The 20065-nt window shown below is 46.0% G+C and carries 14 protein-coding genes and 1 pseudogene; 14 read left to right on the forward strand and 1 reads right to left on the reverse strand.

The window, feature by feature from the left end; all coding sequences use genetic code 11:
• The 13 genes from BMY62_RS13085 (at window position 1) to BMY62_RS13145 (ending at window position 19518) form a co-directional block, all read left to right on the forward strand.
• Entirely contained in the window at window positions 1-393 is a 393-nt protein-coding gene (locus tag BMY62_RS13085; protein ID WP_090660822.1) for a hypothetical protein, read from the forward strand.
• A gap of 2 nt (window positions 394-395) precedes the next feature.
• Window positions 396-764, forward strand: a complete 369-nt coding sequence (locus tag BMY62_RS13090; RefSeq protein ID WP_218142983.1) for a GPW/gp25 family protein — start codon at window positions 396-398, stop codon at window positions 762-764.
• Between the two features lie 87 nt (window positions 765-851).
• Window positions 852-2348, forward strand: coding sequence for a baseplate J/gp47 family protein (locus BMY62_RS13095; protein ID WP_218142984.1), 1497 nt, complete (start codon window positions 852-854; stop codon window positions 2346-2348).
• A 3-nt stretch (window positions 2349-2351) separates the two neighbouring features.
• The gene (locus BMY62_RS13100; RefSeq protein ID WP_090660828.1) at window positions 2352-4781 is read left to right on the forward strand and encodes a hypothetical protein; all 2430 of its coding nucleotides are present in this window, start codon (window positions 2352-2354) and stop codon (window positions 4779-4781) included.
• Entirely contained in the window at window positions 4778-5305 is a 528-nt protein-coding gene (locus tag BMY62_RS13105) for a hypothetical protein (RefSeq protein WP_090660832.1), read from the forward strand. The genes BMY62_RS13100 and BMY62_RS13105 overlap by 4 nt, the downstream gene beginning before the upstream one ends.
• 27 nt (window positions 5306-5332) lie before the next feature.
• Window positions 5333-7633: a hypothetical protein gene (locus tag BMY62_RS13110; RefSeq protein WP_090660835.1), complete on the forward strand. Its 2301-nt coding sequence runs from the start codon at window positions 5333-5335 to the stop codon at window positions 7631-7633.
• A 46-nt stretch (window positions 7634-7679) separates the two neighbouring features.
• Window positions 7680-10322 (forward strand): vWA domain-containing protein, encoded by a 2643-nt coding sequence (locus BMY62_RS13115; protein WP_090660837.1) that lies wholly within the window; start codon window positions 7680-7682, stop codon window positions 10320-10322.
• 12 nt (window positions 10323-10334) lie between these two features.
• Entirely contained in the window at window positions 10335-10967 is a 633-nt protein-coding gene (locus tag BMY62_RS16360) for a hypothetical protein (protein WP_090660840.1), read from the forward strand.
• Window positions 10921-13245, forward strand: coding sequence for an eCIS core domain-containing protein (locus BMY62_RS13125; protein WP_218142985.1), 2325 nt, complete (start codon window positions 10921-10923; stop codon window positions 13243-13245). The genes BMY62_RS16360 and BMY62_RS13125 overlap by 47 nt, the downstream gene beginning before the upstream one ends.
• Window positions 13246-13260: 15 nt before the next feature.
• Window positions 13261-14745: an eCIS core domain-containing protein gene (locus tag BMY62_RS13130; protein WP_090660844.1), complete on the forward strand. Its 1485-nt coding sequence runs from the start codon at window positions 13261-13263 to the stop codon at window positions 14743-14745.
• Between the two features lie 18 nt (window positions 14746-14763).
• Window positions 14764-15378, forward strand: coding sequence for a hypothetical protein (locus BMY62_RS13135; RefSeq protein WP_143058818.1), 615 nt, complete (start codon window positions 14764-14766; stop codon window positions 15376-15378).
• Window positions 15371-16000, forward strand: a complete 630-nt coding sequence (locus BMY62_RS13140; protein ID WP_090660850.1) for a YkgJ family cysteine cluster protein — start codon at window positions 15371-15373, stop codon at window positions 15998-16000. The genes BMY62_RS13135 and BMY62_RS13140 overlap by 8 nt, the downstream gene beginning before the upstream one ends.
• Before the next feature lie 107 nt (window positions 16001-16107).
• The gene (locus BMY62_RS13145) at window positions 16108-19518 is read left to right on the forward strand and encodes an eCIS core domain-containing protein (RefSeq protein WP_177170392.1); all 3411 of its coding nucleotides are present in this window, start codon (window positions 16108-16110) and stop codon (window positions 19516-19518) included.
• Window positions 19519-19625: 107 nt separating this feature from the next.
• Here BMY62_RS13145 and BMY62_RS13150 read toward each other — a convergent pair.
• A pseudogene (locus BMY62_RS13150) lies at window positions 19626-19808 on the reverse strand (IS1595-like element ISUnb3 family transposase); the annotation flags it as partial.
• A gap of 163 nt (window positions 19809-19971) precedes the next feature.
• Here BMY62_RS13150 and tnpA point away from each other — a divergent pair.
• The coding region (gene tnpA / locus BMY62_RS16765; RefSeq protein WP_442753239.1) for an IS66 family insertion sequence element accessory protein TnpA at window positions 19972-20065 on the forward strand (94 nt) is incomplete at its 3' end.

A 20065-nucleotide genomic window follows, 5' to 3' on the forward strand; every position in this document is an offset into this window, starting at 1 on the left:
ATGAGTATGTCTTACGGCTCAAAAGTAGGAGCGAATATTACTTTAGGCGGAATGAGTAGTGATATTTATCAGGTTATGGATGAGTTGTTATCTCCACCTCTACAGCAGGCTGTTGATGAAGCGACTGATGACACCCGGGATGGTGCGGTTAAGGCACTGGAAAAGGCCAGAGAGGGTTGGCAAAAATTATCTTACGCCATTGCCAGCGGTGTTGTAGAACATTTAAGGCATAATTTAGATATACAGAATATACAGACGAATGGTAATGTGGTTATTAACATCAATGATGATACGGACAACGGTGGAGTGGGGCACACCCATAACTTAACAACATCGAGCGCAGCAACCAATGTCGTATTCAATCAGGTAGTCGGTACCGGGAGTGTTGATTAATTATGTTACAGGAAAAGAGATCATTTGCTTTTCCCATGAATGTGAACCACGTGGGACGTATTACTTCCAGAGGAGGTAATGAGGCAATACGTAATAAGATTATCCAGGTACTGTTTACTGCCCCTGGAGAGCGTGTCAACCAGCCGGAGTTTGGTTGTGGTTTGTTTAACTTGGTATTTGAACCCAACAGTACGGTATTGAGTGCTGCTATGCAGTTTACTATCGGTCAAGCTTTGTCGCGCTGGTTGGGAGATGAAATTATCACTAACTCCGTTTCTATTAACCCTGATAACAATTTTATAAATATAGAGATATTGTATACCAATAAAGAGGATTTGCAACAACAGGCAACACGTATTCAATTTAAATAAGAGAAAAACGAAATGGAATTGAAAAATACAAAGAACGGTAAAGTCATTGACTATATGTCGCGTGATTACGATAGCTTCCTTCTTTCCATGCGTCGACTTATTCCCGAACTCATGCCGGAATGGACAGATTATGATCGCGAGGCGGATTTTGGCAATGTGTTGTTACAGCTTTTTTCTCATATGGGGGATATCCTCAGTTATTACCAAGACCGAATTGTTAATGAGAGCTTTTTAACGACGGCTCAAGAAAGAAAGAGCATTATTCAACATTTGAGATTAATCGGCTATCGACTATCCACGGCGACACCGGCTTCGACGACGTTGACCATACAGTTTCCGGCGGTTTGTACGGATGTCGTAATCGTGTCCAGGGGTGACTCCTTCGCCACTAAGAGTAGTCAAACTTCAGCCAGTGTACGTTTCGAGTGCGTTGAAGATGTGCCGCCTATCGATTGCAGTACCCTGACCGTGGATGATGAGACCGGCAGGAAGCATGTTGATATCCAGGTGGAGGAAGGCACCTTGATCAAAGAAGATATAATCGGTACTTCTCTGGGAACTGCAGGACAGCGATTTATCCTCAATTTTCCTCGTCTGATCCTGCGCACCGAAGGCAATGGAGAAATTAACCCAGATTTTAAACTCTGGACCGATACCAGCGGGGTCATTGATGAAGATTGGCGTTTGCAGAGTACCTTGGCCTTCAGCCTGGAAGATGCCAAAGACTATATCATAGAAATTGATGAAAACGATCTGGCAACCGTGATCTTTGGCGGTAATGGGGTCGGCGCTATCCCGGCTGTGGGTGCGGTGATTAAAGTCCAGTATCGTACTGGTGGCGGAGCCATGGGAAATGTCGCCGCCAAGACAATTACTACCATTACCGATTCCCCCGCGCTAAATCTGGTGTCGGCCAGAGTGATAAATAATGATGCCGCCACTGGTGGCTCGGATCGGGAAACCATCGCACATGCGGTGAGCCATGCTCCCAATGTCTTTCGTTCCCTGAAGCGAGCGGTCACCCAACTGGACTGTGAGAGTATCGCGCTCAAATTCAACGGTGTGGGAAAAGTGCGTGCCGTGTCTACCAATTGGAATACAGTGACATTATATGTGGCACCACAAGGCGGTGGTCGCGTCAGCGATATATTACATGCTGACTTGTTGGAGTATTTTGAAGATAAACGACCGCTATCGACACTGTTTGAAATCTGTGATGTGGATTACGTGAAAATATACGTTGCCGCTACTGTGGGAATTGAGCCTTATTACTCGAAAACCGAGATGAGGCAGAAGATATATGAGGCTGCAGGTAAAATACTTTCCTTTGACAATACCCGGTTTGGTCAGATCATATATCTGAGCAAGTTTTACGAGGCTATTGAAAATATTGAAGGTGTTACCTATGTCACGATTCACAGTTTCAAACGTGAGGGCAGAAGTGGGCCTGATGACGATGACGGCAAAATACAGTTAAAACACAGTGAGTTGGCCCGTATCCCAGGTTCGGATGTTAACGATAGTGCGGAAGATATGACTTATCTTGGTGGAATAAAACTTATTAAACTGGATGGAGGGTACTAGGCTGTGAGCTTTAAATCCATCAGCGCGGAACCCCACCCTGCCGGACACCAGATCGATATTCGTTGGGAGTTCGAGCAGGGTATGTCGTATATTGGTATACATGTGATTCGTCGTGATGCTACCTATCCTATGCATCCTGGTGATGGTGTTTTGGTCGCTAACGTGGATTTGGCTGCGATAAGTGAAAACCTCGTAAGTGATAAAGGCTTGTATGACAATCGGGTTTATTATTATAGCCTATATCCTTATGTGAATAACCCACCAGTATTTGATCTGGATAACGCCAGTAAAATATCCGCGCTATCTACCTCGCCGAATGGCCATAGTGACGGCATGTATGAACAACTGCCGGAGATTTATCGTCGCTATGACAAACAAAGTCTGTTCTTAAAACGTTTCCTGGATATAGTCGGTGGACAGTTGGACCAAATTGAATCCTATACCCATTTCCTCAGGGAAGCCCATGATGTTAACGTGACTAGTGATATCATGCTACCTCTACTGGGAGATTGGATAGGTTGGAAAACGGATTTTAAACGTCAGATCATACAGCAACGCGAAGAAGTAAAAAACGCACCTGCGATTTATCAATCCGTGGGACTGTTGCCCGCCGTGGAAGCGACAGTTAAGCGTATCAGTGATCTAGAAAGCCAGACTAAAGAATATGTGTATAACATTGCAGTTTCCAATAGGCCTGAAAAATTTAATTTCTGGTCGTTGCAGCGCAATGTCGGTGGTATGTGGTCTGAACAGGAGTCGTTGCTCTCTCTGGACTATGGATTTGACGGAAAACCCTCTACAGCAGTAGATAATAATGGCCTTCGTTGGTTCTTTTATCACACCGAAAGGAAGGCCCAATGGGAGATCTGGTGCAAGACGACACCACAGTATCGGATGGATATTGAGTTGGCTGGTGAGCTGGCAAACGGTAACATTGCTGAGGGTTGGTATCAGGCATTAACCGAGGCCAAGTTGTCAGTTTTGCAAACTGCAAGTGTTACTCAGTTATCGTCAAATGTTTGGCTAATTGACGATGGCAGTGAACAATACTTGGTTGAGCATCAACAGGATCGGATGCTGGTTTATCACCTCACGGCAGAGGCCATGTCCCTAGGAGCTAGCAGCCCCGTGGTTTCGGGTGATAGTAATTATATATATAAGTATCCCACAGCTGTTCAGTATGGTAACGATCTTTGGCTATTCTGGTCGTCTTATGATGAATCCGATCCGGCAAACCCGATTTGGTCCATCCAGTTTAAAACTCGCAACAATGCCCGTTGGTCTGATGTGAGCCCACTAACATCCGGCGCACCGGATACAACTCGCAATCCTTTTGTTAGCGGCGGCAGTTATGATTCTACTATACAACGGCGTTATCCTCAGGCAGTGGTGGATGGCACTGGTCGTCTGTGGTTGTTTTGGCTGGAGAAAGTGAACAATCGCTGGCAATTACGTTATAACCGGCACGACGGCACTGATTGGGGTGAACCGTTAACTTTCCCGTTGGATGCTGGTAATGATCCTGTTGTAATGCGTGACCTTCAGGTGTTAATCGATCCGTCACCGGGTACGCCACGTATACTTGTTTTTTGGTCACGCCAGGCGGAAATCAGCACCCCCGGTACCACCCGCTGGCAAGTTGTTTATCGCATCAAGACTGATATCAATTTCGACGACTTATGGGGAACGGTCAACCCGCTACCCAAGCACACTGTCGATGACAATCATCACGACCGGGAAGCCTATCCTGTTTTAACGAGTAGCGGGTTGGAAGTCTTTTGGAGTAGCAATCGTGAAGACAGTGGTTGGTCGATTTGGTCAGGTGTAATAACTGATACCGTGGCCAATACATGGGACCAGATTCAACGGGTCAGTAGCGTCGATTACTCTCAACGTTCACCAATAGCAATTCCTATCATTGATCGAATTTGGCTTATTTATTATTCGAATCGTGAACGCAGTTATGACAGTCAGGCATATCGTGCGACTAGGACTTTTGATAGACGTTATGCTGGAACTACGACTGTAGATGTCAGACATTTACAACGTATTCAGAAATATGGTCTGGAACCGGACTATCAGACTTATACCTACGATATCGGGGCCAATGAGGTACGTAATGACACAAATCGTATAGCACGTGATACGGTGGGTGTGTTTTTACAGTCCCAGACTTATACCGATGAAGAAGTTAATGCGGAAATTGAACGCCTGCGACCCGTGATACAAGAGTTTATGCCGATTACAGATCGCGCCGTGTTTATTCCATACTCTGATTATCATTCGGAATATGTTTATTCCTATACTCGTTCGTGCAGCCCCGCAGCGCATTATATCACCGAAACCTATGCGGATGATTTTGTAAGTGCATTGACCGAAAGCGCCTTTGAGGATGGAGAGGATTTTTCAGACAGTTTAGGAGGCACCTCATGATGACTCGAAAAGCTCTACCTGAAGGTAAATATCGGGATCATCTGGTTTATGCGGATGGTCGGGTTGTGGATTATGGTTGGCGTTGCAATGTGATAGTCGATCAATGCCGTCAATTATTGGCGGCGTTTATGCAAGGGCAAGCAGCATCCGGTATTCAACGTATATCACTCGGCAGAGGTGATACCAGCTGGGACAGCTTACCTTATGAGGCGCCTGTGCCATCAACCTCGTCGCTGATGGATTCCTCGCCGCATGATATTGCGGTTGCCGATGCCGAAATGAGTATCAGTTTTCTGGACATCTCTGGCAATACCACTAGTGACGTGCATTCGCGGATTGAAGTGAGTGTGACTATCGAAGGAGATAGTTTGCCTATCGGTTCAGGTGAAACTTTTCCATTGCGAGAGTTTGCTTTGTATGGAGAATTAAATAGCAATGATTATATGATTGACTATGTCCGGCACGGCGTCATTCATATCGGTCAGGGTGATGTACTGACCCGCAGGGTAAGATTGGTTTTCTGAATGTAAGAAAATTTTAAGGATAAGACTATGGGAGATTATTCAAGAGATCCCTTTGGCAGATTAATGGATGCCGCGTCCAAGCATTACGTCGGGGTCCGGCTGCAGCAAGGTGTTCCAATCCTAGATTCGGACTGGAACGAATTGGAGGATTTGCGCAAGCATGAAGTCAGCGAGTTTGTCGGCCGGTTTTTTGGTGACGGGGTACCGGACCAGAATGATGGATTCCGTATTGTTCCACTGGAGGGCGCGGGAATCAGTAATCTAGTTTTTCAGGTAGATTCAAGTAATATAGAACTGACCCGTTTAGAAGTAATCTTGTCTGAATCAACTGCTGCGAATATTCTCGGGTTTTTGCCGGGTTACACGGAATCTCAACGCTACGGTGATTCGCCAGCGATGCTTACCGGCAATGCTACAGAACCATTTGCTTTGGCGGATGGTTTGACTTTTACCGTTCGCGTAAACAATGGTGTTAACCAAACCGTTACTTTTGCATCGACAGACTTTTCTGATATCACGGCGGCAACGGCTGTCGAAGTGATCAACGTCTTGAATACCACCTTTATCGGTGTAACGGTAATGGTGAGTGATGGCAATAATTTTCTCATCAATGGTGGTAACGGCACACTGGAGACGGCAGGACGTATGCTGGTCCAGGGCAGTGAAGTTATCATTGAAGATACTATTGCCTACACTTCGCAACTGTTATATATGAACAACGAACTGGCGCAGTTATGGGGGGTTGATCCTGTCAGTGAAATACTGCCAGTTACTGCAGACCGGCAGGATATTGTTTACCTAGATGTCTGGGAACGGGAAGTGGATGCCGTTGAAGATGAAATGATTGTGCAACAGGCTATTGGTATTGAAGCAACACGTCGACTGAAACGGGAATGGGCTGTCAGGGTCGCCAGTGGCGTAACGGATCTTTCAGGAATTACACGTCAACCCGGCCATAAATACGCTGCTTTGGCATCAGTTAATCGTTTGGCCGCTAACAACAATCTCTTAGGTCCGGACGATTTAGTGGATTTACGCGTCCTTAATCTGAATGTTGCTCGTTATTTAAAAACACCGATATCTGTTACTCGCGGCGCAGAACATCTGTCCGTAAACGATTTTGTCGATGTTCTCAATGCCTATCGCTCTGTTTTGTATAGCCGGTATATTAACGCCATTTTTAATTTTGCGTATACTGATCCGTCAAACGAGCGGTTTATTCAATTAATTATCGAGCAGTTGCTTAATTTTACGATTGTATCGGCCATGCAGGCCCGTACCGGTAATATCAATAACCACGATGCTATTATTGTATTGACTGAGTTTCACAGGCTGCAGCAGGAATTTATTAATGTAATAACATCATTTGCCAACGCTGATAGCGATTCCGACCTTATTGGTGATATGACCGATTTCATCAATCAATATAATCAGTTGCTCAATACCAATGCAGATAGTTTAAACAACCAGTTATCGCAAAACGACCTGATTGGCGCTGTGAGAGCGCAACAAGAAATCAACGCGTGGTTGAGTGATCCTCTCAATGATTTGCCGGAAGGTAACGTGCAGGTAGTTATTAGTAATGTAGAGCCTACTTCCAACCTAGCGGTCGGTGTGCCATTTAATATTACGTACACTATTGAAAGTGCAGTTTCTTCGCCAAGGGCGCAGGAGATCTACAATATCAGCGTTGTGAGCGTTGCGCCTACATCATGGCATTTTTTATTAAACCGTACGCAAATTACCCTGGATTCCAGTGGTGGTCAGGGAGATGTCATGCTAACGGTTACCCCGCGAGCGGGCGCTGCGACATCCCGTTTTGCCTTAACCGTTGTTGCTGACCGTAACCAATCAGGTGTGCGGTTTACTCACACCAGCCCTGTGTTTGAAATCGGTTTGCCGCCTGTTGCGGTGGAATTTTTACAATGGGTCAGGCCAACTTTGGTAAGTGGGCAATTACAACTGACACAACAGAATTTCTTGGATAATGCGGGACAAATAGATTTCATCGTTAACCTCATTAACACATCGGATACGACATCCCAAGAATACCAATTAAGCCATCATGTCATTCCTCCTGCTGGGGAAGATGCGAACTGGTTTCCCTTGTCCACCAGCGGTGAACAGCCATCTAACATTAACTTGACGACCCCGGGTGAAATTAGGCCGACAACATCCAGTTTCTTTTTCATCGCCGGGGGAGCGCCGACTATTGGTACTGAAGGTACTCTGGTGGTGGAGGCGGAACTACTTAATGAAGGTGGTGTACCGCCATCAACACCGGTGATCACGCAGTTTAATATACCGTTTGTAGTAATTTCTGGTTAATCACACCGAAGCTACATTCAAATAAACTAAGGAAGGAGTCTGTAACATGATAAGTCGAAAATGGATTATTTACAGCTTGTTAACTGTTGCAACGCTGCTCTCATGGTATAACACTGTTGTTCTTGCTGATGGTGTAGATGTGATAGCCGCGAAACGTGATTTGTTCGGCACCGTTGACTTAAGTGTTGGCTCTTCAGAATATGTAGTTACTGAAAACTTCGATAACGGTAAAGGTATCTTCAGGATTCAAACGTACCGTCCTGTCATAGGGAACGAAGAAATACAGTTTTATTTTGAAATTAATGACAGTCATGTGGACCCGGATAATGATCAGATAAGGATTCGGCTTGATCTAAATCATGACCATGCCAACACTCCGAATATCGACAAGGCCATTGTCATTTACCGGCAACTGTCTGGCGCCGCCACTAACCGGGTACGTGTGGCCGATCTCAATTTGGTGGGAGAGCCGGTAAATAACGCGGTTGATCTTCCTTCGGGGCAATGGATGATCGACGATGGTTCCGATGCTGGCGACACCACATGGATTGCCGAAGTAAAGGTCACTGCGGCGGACCTGGGTTTTGGCTATATACCCAGCATTATTGGGCTGCACATACGTGTATTAACCAACAACGAATCACCTACTGCTGGTGTATTTCCGCCCGGCATCAGTTCGGCGGCAATCGCCAGCTGGGCTAATCTCAAAACGCGTAATCCTATTAATTATGCGTTAGTGTTGGATCGCTCCGGTAGCATGGAAGATAGCATCGATGGCAGCACAAAGAATTTCGAGCGCTGGAATTCCGCGATTATTGCCAGTGAAATTTTTAGCCAGTTGTATTTTGCCATGCGTTCGCCTTACTTCAATGACAAAATAGGTGTTGTGACGTATACAACAGCATCGGGCGGGTTTTTTAGTTGTTCCGGAGCTACGCCACAATCTTCTTTAATAGGAGGAAGTCTGCAAAACTTGAGCAGTATTTCAGTGGATGGCTTTGTCACCAGCACGTTAGGTTCACTGCAACCGACAGGATGTACACCTATCAAAGATGGATTAAATACCGCATTTGCAGGACTCGATGACGGTGATGCGGAGCGTATTGCGTTGCTGTTGAGTGACGGATTTCATAATGTACCATCCACTAACTACGATGCAACTCCATACGTGTTTCCAGGTTCGCTAACTCAATCGGATTTTGAAGTGAATACTGTCGTCCTGGAAAACGAACCAGATACCGGTGCCGATACCAATTTGATGCAGGATATTAGCAATGACTTCGGCGGTTTTGCCAGCGCTTATATCAATGCCGTGAGCAAAGAAGAATTGGTAGCCGCATTCGTTGAGAACCTGTTTGGTCATTTGTATTTGAACCAGACGCAATTTAACGGCACAGCGCAGTTCACGGTCAATAATAATGAGCCGAGATTGGTGGTTATGTTGGTATGGCATAGCACGGTCGCCAGTGACAGGGGATTTCGACTACAACGTCCGGATAATTCTATCATAGATACCACGGATAGCTCATATCATCATTTCCGCGATACCACATTAGGCTATGAACTAGCTTATTATGTCGTGGATAATCCGCCGGCGGGAACGTGGCAGAGCATTGGTCTGGTGTCTAACACGGCGGAAGTGGCGGACAATAATCTTGCGATTTTCGATCCTACTATCTACGCGCAATTTAATGCCAAGAGGCAGGGGCAAGACATCCTGCTTCAAGTTTCGTTGCAGGAAAACGGAAAGCCTATTACAGAGCCTGACGCGGAAGTTACCATGGGGGTCGAACGGCCTGACGAAGGTCTGGGTACCTTTGCATCGACGTTTACCAGCAAATGTCAATCGGTTCCGCCAAACATTCCGCCTATTATTAACGTAAGAGATATTATAAGTGGCAAGAATCCGCCTGCGGGCAACATCGTCATTACAAGCCAACCGGCAGGATCGACCTCATTTGCTACCACAACAACTGTAAATCCTAATACAACATCGATGGCTGCGGTCACCAACGGCGACCAGAATAGATTGACAGATACCTTGCCGCCACACATGATCAAAGTACAGCGTTTACTTGAAATTTGTGAGAAGGACGGCTTTAACCGCTCAGAAAACAATTTAAAACTGTATGACGATGGTAGTCACGGTGATGCCACGGCGGGTGACGGTATTTTCAGTTTGCTATACCAAGACGCAGACAAGGAAGGTACCTATAATTTTGCTTTTCTTGCCAAGGGCAAGGCGCCATCAGGAAGCGAGTTTACCCGCCAGAAAAATTTGTCATACCACAAATCCGTCATTGTAGACTCAACCACAACCGCGTTTGACAGCCGTGTTATTAGCGTAACGGATAAGCTGGTACATAAAGAGTACTACATCGTGCCCATGGATAATAAACATGAATATCTGGGTCCCGGCCATGCACCAGAGGTTAAATTTTTCGTAACAGGCGCAATACCCATTGGTCAAACCATTGATTATAACAACGGCTTTTATTCCCAGGTCGTTGCGTATGACCCTGCTGCGGGTGAACCCATTGTTACGCCGGTTGTGCAGGGGACACCAATACAGGGGAAATGTGATGTACAGTGTCCTTTGCCAAACTGGATATGGTGGCTGATAGCAGTACTGACGTTGATTATACTGTTACTGTTTAGATTGTGTATGCTGCGGAAGAATAAACCATGATCGGAGAACTGAATGCTGACAGTTAATTTTTACAGCTATTTAACACAGTTAATAAACAGGGAACAACAAACCGGTGGTTCTCTGTTTATGGCCATCGGCAGGGGGTCAATACAGTGGGATAGTAGTATTCCGCAAGTAGACCGGCAAAATGCAGCATTCGTTGATGAACGGTTCCGAAAACAAGTGCAGGCGGATAATGTTAACTATGTAGACACCAATGGACAGGTATCCACAGATCCAACATCTTTACTGGCTATTAACATGAGGTTCGAAGCCGGCGAAGGGGAAGGGTCCATACGGGAATGCGGTTTGTTTGCCTTGAATGCCATGGAAGAGTCAGGCACTGGTCTGCTGATTAATTACTTTTCGCATCCACGCATCGATAAAACCGCAGATTTGGTCATTGACCGACGCATCATATTAAACCTGACACCGGACCGTTTTCGCATCCAAGGACATTTAACCCGCTATCTGGGCAATACTTTAACCGAAGAGCTGCATGACCTGGACAATGAAACCGGTGCTTGCCAGATACCCGAGCTGAGAATAGATAGACGCCATTACTTCGATACTATCGAACAGGCGTTGGCTATGGGTTATGACCATTGTGCTTTTTGCTTTGGGCGTGAGTTATCGCAAAGGTAAACGGAAGCGACATAAAATAAGGAAGCCAAGTTTAACAGTTAAAGGATTTATAGCAATAGAATTTGATAAGCCTTGGGAGAAAAAAGTGAATGACACTAAGCAAATCCTTCATCGTTCCAGTCATACTATCGCTCAAGCAAGTCGTCAAATTAAAGGGCATAAGAAAAATGGTAAAAAAGCTCCTAAAGATTTAATTCCTAGAGTTTTAGGTAACCAGGCCATGCTTGCAAACCATGAATTCATACAGGCAAAACTCAAGGTCGGTTCACCAAATGATCAATACGAGCAGGAAGCAGATCGGGTGGCGGATCAGGTGATGTGTATGCCGGATACAAATCTTCCTTCAGGTGAAAACAAACTCCAAACTTCAAATATTACGAATTTAAACGATCGGCTACAACGAACCTGTGCGAGTTGTTCAAACGAGTACCGCGTAGCGGAAGAAGAAAGCCGCCCGGTAATTTCAAATAACTTATGTTCCAAGTGTAGAGCTCAAACCAAACCAAATAATGAAACGATTACACCTTTAATTCAACGCCAGGAATCGATGGGGGAAGAGGAAGAAACCCTTCAAGCGAAATCAGCAGGGCAAATACCCGTAATCGCGCCGAGTGTTGCAAGAGGAATTCAGTCCCTAAGAGGTGGTGGGTATCCCTTGCCAAAGTCGAGTCGTGACTTTTTTGAGTCACGGTTTGGGCATGATTTTGGCCGTGTTCGTGTACATTGTGATACTAATGCATCAACGCTAGCTAGAGGTATTAACGCTCGTGCCTTTACCTTAAGGAAAGATATTGTATTTGGTGCTGGCCAATATCAACCGCAGAGTGAAACGGGTAAGAGGTTGATTGCACATGAATTGACGCATGTTATTCAACAAAATTCATCTACCCAATCGGGTACTATTATGCGTACGCTGTCTTGTCCTTCCTACGAAATGGGCGAAGAAACAGACTCCCTTGACAATGACGGTATTCTTTCAGTGGACGCCAGAATTGCAGGTAGTGATGATGAACTAATAATCCAGGATTTTGGTATAAATTCAGCAGAGGTACCAACAGGCGCGCTGCAGACTACTGCCTGGCAACGAGCGATGTCATATATCATCGGCAATCCTCATATACGTATAGGTATAGAAGGTATTGCTGATTGCCACGGTGATGCGCGGCACAACCTTAACCTGAGGCAAAACCGGGCGGATGCTGTTGTGGCGCTTTTGCCTCCAGATGTTCAAAACAGGATTATATTTAATTTTAGTTTTGATCCTAATCATTATCTTGCCAGTAATACTACACGAGCAGGCAGGGCACAAAACCGTGCAGTAAGAATTATTTTTCGTTCAATACCACCAAGCGGTGTAGATCCTTGTGATTCCATTATACAAGCTTCAAATTTGGATGAATATCTATTTTTGGTACGTTGCATGGAACAGAAACTTGGACTGACTAATCGGACTCACGCCACGACTGCGCTTTCTGTTCTAAGACAAATATATTATGGCAATGCAAGCTGGAGTGCGAGCCAGAACCGGGTGTGGAACTTTGTCATTCCTAATCGCCCTTGGACGCCTGGTAATGATCCACGGTCTGCATTAGGTAATACATTATTTGGTGCACTTCAGAGCTCTCAGGTGGTCGCGGGAATTGATCTGGGTCATTTGATGACAGGCCTTGATTCAATGTTAACCCCGCAAGATGTTGAACTGGATTTTGGCCGATTCGTGTTTGTCACAGGTTTAGCGAATGAGGAATGGGCAACCTGGGCAGGAGATGTCGGATCTGCGGCTGCGAACTTTACCCTTGATACCGTTTATGGCACAGTAGGTCGGCAGACTGAAATTGATTATTATCAACGTTTTGCCAGTGATACCGATATGATGGGTAATCTGGATGCATTTGCTATACGTGCCGCAGCCAACCCTGGCGGAACTCCGGACAGTAAATTAATGCGTGCGTTTAGGCCTAGAGGCCGTTTGTCTGAAATACTCTTGCAGTACTATCGTCTTACTCAAACGCAATTGGGTAGTGAACGGGTTAATAGCGTGCGTCAATTTGTTGAAGCCTACGGTGGTATAGTCAGCGGTACGGCTATCACGAATCGTGCTGTGCTTGAGGCGAATTTATTGCCGTCTATCGAGGAATTTGCCGGACTGTTTGCGACACAAGAGCTCTTACAGCGTGGTCCTATCCCACCCGGGGCACCTGGTTCGGTATCTACATTAAACAATGCTCTCACGGCAATGACGAGGTTATTTGTTGATTGGTTACAAGGACATTTGTAAGAGAGGAAATCTATTATGGCATGGAAACGGTTTATTCCTAAAAACAAATTGATCCTGAGGCCTTCGGGTGATAACAAAGTAACGCGTGAACTATCACCATGTATCACTCAGACTGATGAAACCCTGCGACGTCAACGAGCCATGGGTAATATCGCAATGGGTCAAAGTCATGACCATTACGAGAAGGAAGCCGATCAGGTCGCTGACCAGATTGTAGCAATGAAAAGCGCTGATCGTTCAGTTCCCAATAGTAGCATTGCGAGCTCAAAATCACAGGGTGGTGGTCAACCGTTAACGGATGAGCAACGAAAATATTTTGAACCGCGTTTTGGTGCCAGCTTGGGGCATATACGCATACATAATTATGATCGGGCACAGCAGCAGGCGTATGAGGTCAATGCGCGTGCTTTTACTACAGAACATGATATCTTTTTTGCGAGCGGTCAGTATTCTCAAGGCACTGAAGAAGGAAAGAGACTGCTGGCGCATGAATTGACGCATAGTCTGCAACAAACCGGCTATCGTTCGGATGCCTTAAATTTGCGTTCTCAATTACGCATTTCATCCATGTCAGGTGAACGCCCAGTCATGCAACGTAAGGTGGATACCTGGGGCGGGGAATGGGATACGGATAGATATACGATACATCAATCTGGCCAAAGGCGTTCGGCGGATATTAAAATACGATTTAAAGCCAATAATAATGTTAATGCAGAGTTAATAGGTCTGAGCCAGACGGTTAGGTCAATACACAATAAGAATCCAGGATTTTATATAAATAGCGATAAGTTTTATAAAGGACTTGCAATTCAGTCAGGTGATGCAATTACTGTAAATAATGCAACAGGTGAAACCGATGAAGGGACAAGAATAGATAGAGTGAAATCATATAATAATCCTATTTATCCTGTCGATACACGCCCAAGTACTTCATTAGATGACCCAAGTACCTCTACTAGTTGGGGACAACATGGTTATCATTATACAGACGCCACAGGGCCTCATCACAAAGATGCAACATTAATTGACGCTCCAGGAATAGGAAGTGTTGATGTAAGTAAAGATTCAGCTCAGGTTTTTGAGACCACAGCGATTGCGACAAAAGGTCGACAGGCCGGCATGTATTACGGTTCGGTACGTTGGGGTTGGCGTACGGATAGCGCGGGTAACTTCGATAAGATACCTTTTGCCAAAGTGTCCAATGGCGTACCGTCTTCGACCTTTATGAAAGCCGGTGAACTGTGGAATGCCTCCAAGTCTTCAACTGGTGCCGATACAGTGGACTTGCCACTAGTGGATGTACAGGTGACGACGGCCAGCATTACCTTGAATCAGGGGTCTGTAATGCCCGCCATTTCACTACCCACAGGAACACGAGTAGAAGTTTTGCCCGGTCCGAGGTTACAAACCACCATAAGGGTGGTTGATGGGTCGCATACCGGTTTGGTCGGCGAGATCAGCGATCAGGATGCAGCCAATCTAAGAGATGAACGCCCCTGATGGTTTATGGATAGCGACATGCTTAATGAGGTTGTAGAGGCCATAACTCATGAAAGATATGTCAAGCTATTTTTACTGGGAGATGAAAGCGCGCTGAAGTCAATTTGGCGTGATGGCAATAATCGCGCTTACCTTGAGCGTATCGTTCAGGACAAGCAATTTGAAGATATTGCCCGCGTGGTGGCGTCGGAGATTTTATATAAAGAGAAGCCCGACTATCCCCCATCTGAATATGATGATGCGTTAGCCTACGTTTATTCCCAGGCATTACGCATGACGGGCAATAATGATGTTCTTGTTTCTAAGCTGATGGGAAACCAGTGGGGGTTTCTCTATCACGATGATGAACTGGGCGATGCTGGTAGAGAAATCCTGGGCCGACACCTGATGGCCACAGGAAATAAAAGCATTCCCTATTTGATACCGCTATTGGATGACACGAACCTTATATTGTATGAAGGCAGTCAGGAAGCAACTCTAGGTAACAGTTTTGGATATCGGGTTAAAGATGCAGCAGCCTATTATATTGCTAAGTTGCTTGGTATTGATATCAGGTTTTATCAGCAGATAGAAGACAGGGACAAAGAAATCAAAAAACTCAAATCAAAATTGCGCGAGGTAGGTTATGAATAACAATCCAGAACTGACAATTGATCCAGCAGAGTTGGAAACTCAGGTGGTACATGGTCATTTATTTACCCATACCGCACTGACGACACAGGCCATGCGGATTAATGAAAACGAGTCATTTCTATATGGCCTGATTGATTTTCTCATTGAGAAAGGAATAGTAGAACCTGATGGTCTAAAGCAGGCTGTTAATGTGGTGCGCCAGGAACAATTTACGCGACGTGAAAACCTGTCATTAGGTGTGGCCATCCAAGTTGAAGCCGATGCTCAGAATAGTCAATCTGTCCAAATTGATTGCCAAGAACGACTCCCTGTCTGCAAGGCGGTGTGTTGTAAATTACACTTTGCACTTACTGTTGAAGAAATTGAAACAGGGAAAATAAAATGGGAGTTGGGTCAGCCTTATTACAATCGTCAACACGAAAATGGTTATTGCCATAAGAATAATCCTGCTGACCGATGTTGCGATATCTATTCAGAACGTCCTACAGTGTGCAGAAATTACAATTGTGCACAGGACAAACGCATATGGCTTGATTTTGAAAAGCAGATATTGAATAGCAAATGGATTAACGCCAATCTAGACAGAGCGCGTCGCCCTCAACTGATGCAATTCAGTATTTAATAATTGCCATGCAAACTGCTGCCCGACAACTTCAGACTAAAACCAGTTCCTCCGCGAACAGGAATAATAATGTAAAACAAAAATTAAGAAATCTTGGACCTGAGCTGATGCTTCATCGCATTGTTGGAAATCAAGTAGCGCAGCAACTTGCGAACGGTGAACCGGAAGAACAGATTTTTTCTGAACAAATAATTGAGGAATCAACAATTCAGGCAAAAGTTGGAGTAGGTGAAGTTGATGACAAATATGAAGTGGAGGCTGATCAGGTTGCTGAGCAGGTAATGCGCATGCCGGAGACCGCAGCGCTTCCATCCAATGAATCACTCACGATGGACAATAGCTTCATTCGACGCAAAAGTTGCGAACATTGCAGTCAAGGTGAGTTTGATCTGGTAAAGAAGAAAAAGTTTAACCAAAGTTCTGAACAAAAGGTACAACGTAAATCACAGGAAAGAATTAGGGCTTTAACCGAATCCGTTTCTACCAAAATGGAGGCGGGCGTAGACGGTGGACAGTTGCAGTCCGGTGGTACGCCGTTGCCTAATTCTGTCAAGAATTTCTTTGAGCGACGTTTTAACTACGACTTTAGTGATGTACGTATTCATGTTGGTTTGCAATCGGAAAAGTTAAATCAGTCGCTACATTCTCATGCCTTCACATACGCTAATCACATCTGGCTGGGAGCAGCAAAATCGGTTGAGAACTCACCTTTACTGGCTCATGAACTGGCCCATGTAGTACAGCAGACCCAGCCAAAAAGAATTACAAGTCATGTTGGTGCTGAAGAAAGGGCTTCAAGTTCGGGAAAACGGGTACAGCGGTTTGCACCTTATTGGGACCCGGCCAGTTTTGCCTTGGGGCGTAGTGGTGAACAAAACCATGATTTGATTTTGCCTGATATTGGTGCGACTAATAGCATCTTTACCGAGGCTCCTGTTGCTAATGCAAATGCATTATCGGCGGATTATGATAAAACAGGCCGGGCCGACATGTATGATGCCTCCACTACGGTGGGTGTTTATTTTACTAGTCATCAGACAGCACGTTATTTACGCTCCAACCGGGATTTGAACTTCGCCGGCCAACGTTTCCCGCATCGCGATCAAGCAGCGCCACGAGGACATATTAATGGTAATATTACCCGGGTTGATCAGGCGCCATCAGAAATTAAAGTAGGTGACCTCAAACCCAGTCACGGTACTATCGAGGCGCTGGAAGGAACCGGTCAGGTGCGAGGCTATCTTCAAGGTTATGAAATCGCGCAGCGTGACGTCAACGAACTTTCTGCCCTTGGTCAAACCTCGCCATCCGGTGCGACCTGGAATCTCACAACGGGCTTAATGGCGCCGAGTGACATTAGTATCCCTGCGCAATTTCAGTACCCCAATGCCTCGGGACAGTCATCGCGTCGACTCATTATCAAACACAATGGCCGGCGTTTTGTACCACGTCAACCGGTAATGGGTAAAGTGTTTGTCAGTGCTGATCCCGGTAACAGGGCGATTTGGAATTATGTCTGGGTGCCGGATCAGCCTCAGCAGCTTAGCTCATTACCACGCCCGGTCGGGGACTTAGGTGCTGAAGTAAACCAGCGCTTGATAAATCCCATTATGCAGTCGCCGGTACAGAGAGCAACCAAGCTCAAACCAGGCGCGCCTACCAAAGCACCGCTTGTGGTGAAACCCGATAAACATAAGAAACTACGTCGCCTAGTCGAAGATTCCTTTAATCGGACTCGATTGGATGAATGGAATCGGGATCACACCCGATTAACCCGAAGCTTCCGTCGTGTTGGGCGTACGGGTGAGTTTGAGGATGTTGAATTTACCGAACGAGCATTGGAAGCCCAGGAAGCAACGCAGAACAATACAAGCTTGAATATGCCCGAAATCAGTGGGACGGAAAGAAGAAACTTGCGTACCGTGGGTAAGATTCGTTTCTGGACTGGATTGAATTCCAGACCCTTCGGTATCTTTCGTCGTGTCTTTGGCCGTGCCTTTGTCCGTGTCGCCAATGCTTACCAGCGAATTCGTGAACGTTTTCGTGAACGACTTAGGAACAGACGAGCAAGCTTTAGTGCGTCGGGCCTGACTGGCGCAGCTATCCGCGCGGCATTCACCGTGATCAAACTGGCTGGGGCTTTTGTTGTGCGCGAGACTATGGCTCGAATGATTGAGTCTTTGAGAACAGGGGTGAGTAATAAACTCCGCGAGCTGATTGAGCCGGAACGTATTGAAGACTTACAGGAAAAATTACGTGAGGTTCAGGAATTACGTACACAAGTTGAAGAACGTGCAACCCAGACGGCCGATCAAATTATGGAAAGTGCTTTTGGGCCCTATTTAAGACATATCGAACAAATTGATCGTATACGAAGTATTGTCTCGGATATTGAGATGGTTGTAAATCTGGTCCGCTGGGGAATCAGGGCTGTAGCCTGTTTGTCCCCGCCTGCTGTAGGTTGCTTATGGGCATTGGGGCAAGCAGTCATTGAAAAGATTGCGGCACGGGTAGTTGAGGCGTGTTGGTTTCTACGCAGGCTGACCCCTCATCTCGCCGGCATCGGTTTTCTCCGGCAGCTACCAGCATCTCTTGCTCAGATAATTGTTGACCGTATTCGTACAGTCATTCCACCAAGACTACATGATGTGTTTGCTGATGTGGATACCTCCGCAATCACTGTCCGACCTGAAGACATTGAATGCCCGGAAGGTGGAGGTAGATCCCTCACTCCGGAACAGGAAGCATTAATAAATATGCAGGAACGTCTGGGTGAGGAACGCTTCATGGCCTATATGGAATTCATGCGTCGTGCGGGAGTACCCAGTGGTCGGCATTTATCGGTACAGGACATTAATGAAATCGTCGAGACTGTGGTGAGATCCGGTGTCAGTGCTGAACAATTACAGCGTTATGCGGAGCAATATGAAAGTGGGGCTTCAGGTATTCCAATAGCCATTGCCACATTCCTTGAACGGATAAGAGAGGAACCACCTGGACGGGGTGGAGGAGAGGAGCAGGAAGACAACGACATCGAACCCGCCGATACAGAGCCAACCGAAGAAGGGAATGAAGCAGAAGAAGAAAGTACAGAGTCAGGCAGTGAGACCACCATGGGCGGTGGGACGGCACCGTCCGGTAAAGAAACGACCGGAGGTAGGAGGGTGCCTGTGCTCAGTGCCGAAGATGCACGTTCCGATACAGTTGGAAGGACTTCAATGGAGAACACTGCTGTCGAAGTACTTGGTGAACAGTTGGCTCATACGCGAGGTAGCCGACCCAATATTGATCTCAGGGCGGAGCTGAACGGTGAAGTAGTCGCAATAATGCGTGGTGTACCCACGCGTGTGGTCAGACGGACATACTACCGCAATCAAGACGGTAGCCAGGACCGAAATTTTCTGGTAATTCATTATGAATTGCAGTATGGCATTTCGTTTAGACCTTACCTTAACGGCGGCTTCAATCGAGGAGATGTAGTCCAAGGTGTTGTCAGCATGCATGGTGTGTCGGACTGAGGGGGCAAAATGGCAAGTAAACAAAACCAGTCCAAGTTCTTAACCTTGCGAACGAATAAAAAAATGAACAGTAATAAGACTAAACCATGCCTATGCAGATGAGAAGCCTACCTACCAGATATAGTGTTTAACGTTTTTGCCGGTACGGGCCCGATCTGCATGGCTTGTTCAATCAATCTGTAAAAAAGCTTTCCGTGCGAACGCGATGTTCTGCGGTTAAAGCGGTAGGTAAACTCATCCAGATAATAAGGCAAGTACTCGTGTGATACGGCGGTTTGATGGGTACCAAGCCAGCAATTCCGGCAACGGTACAAACCGCTGCTCATCTTCCGCACATCCCGACAACCACAACACACCTCATAACTTACACTGATAAGTAACCGTCCAGCCCCGCCATCTACAAACTAGAATCTGATCTGTTTATCCTCGGGCATTTTCAAAGGAGGATGACGAGTGACAACACAGGAACAACAGTTGCGTCATATCAGGGCGTGGCAGTCGAGCGGATTGTCACAGACGTCTTATTGTCGCAAGCATGGCTTGAACA

The sequence above is a fragment of the Nitrosomonas marina genome, assembly GCF_900111605.1.
GTDB classification, from domain to species: Bacteria; Pseudomonadota; Gammaproteobacteria; order Burkholderiales; family Nitrosomonadaceae; genus Nitrosomonas; species Nitrosomonas marina_A.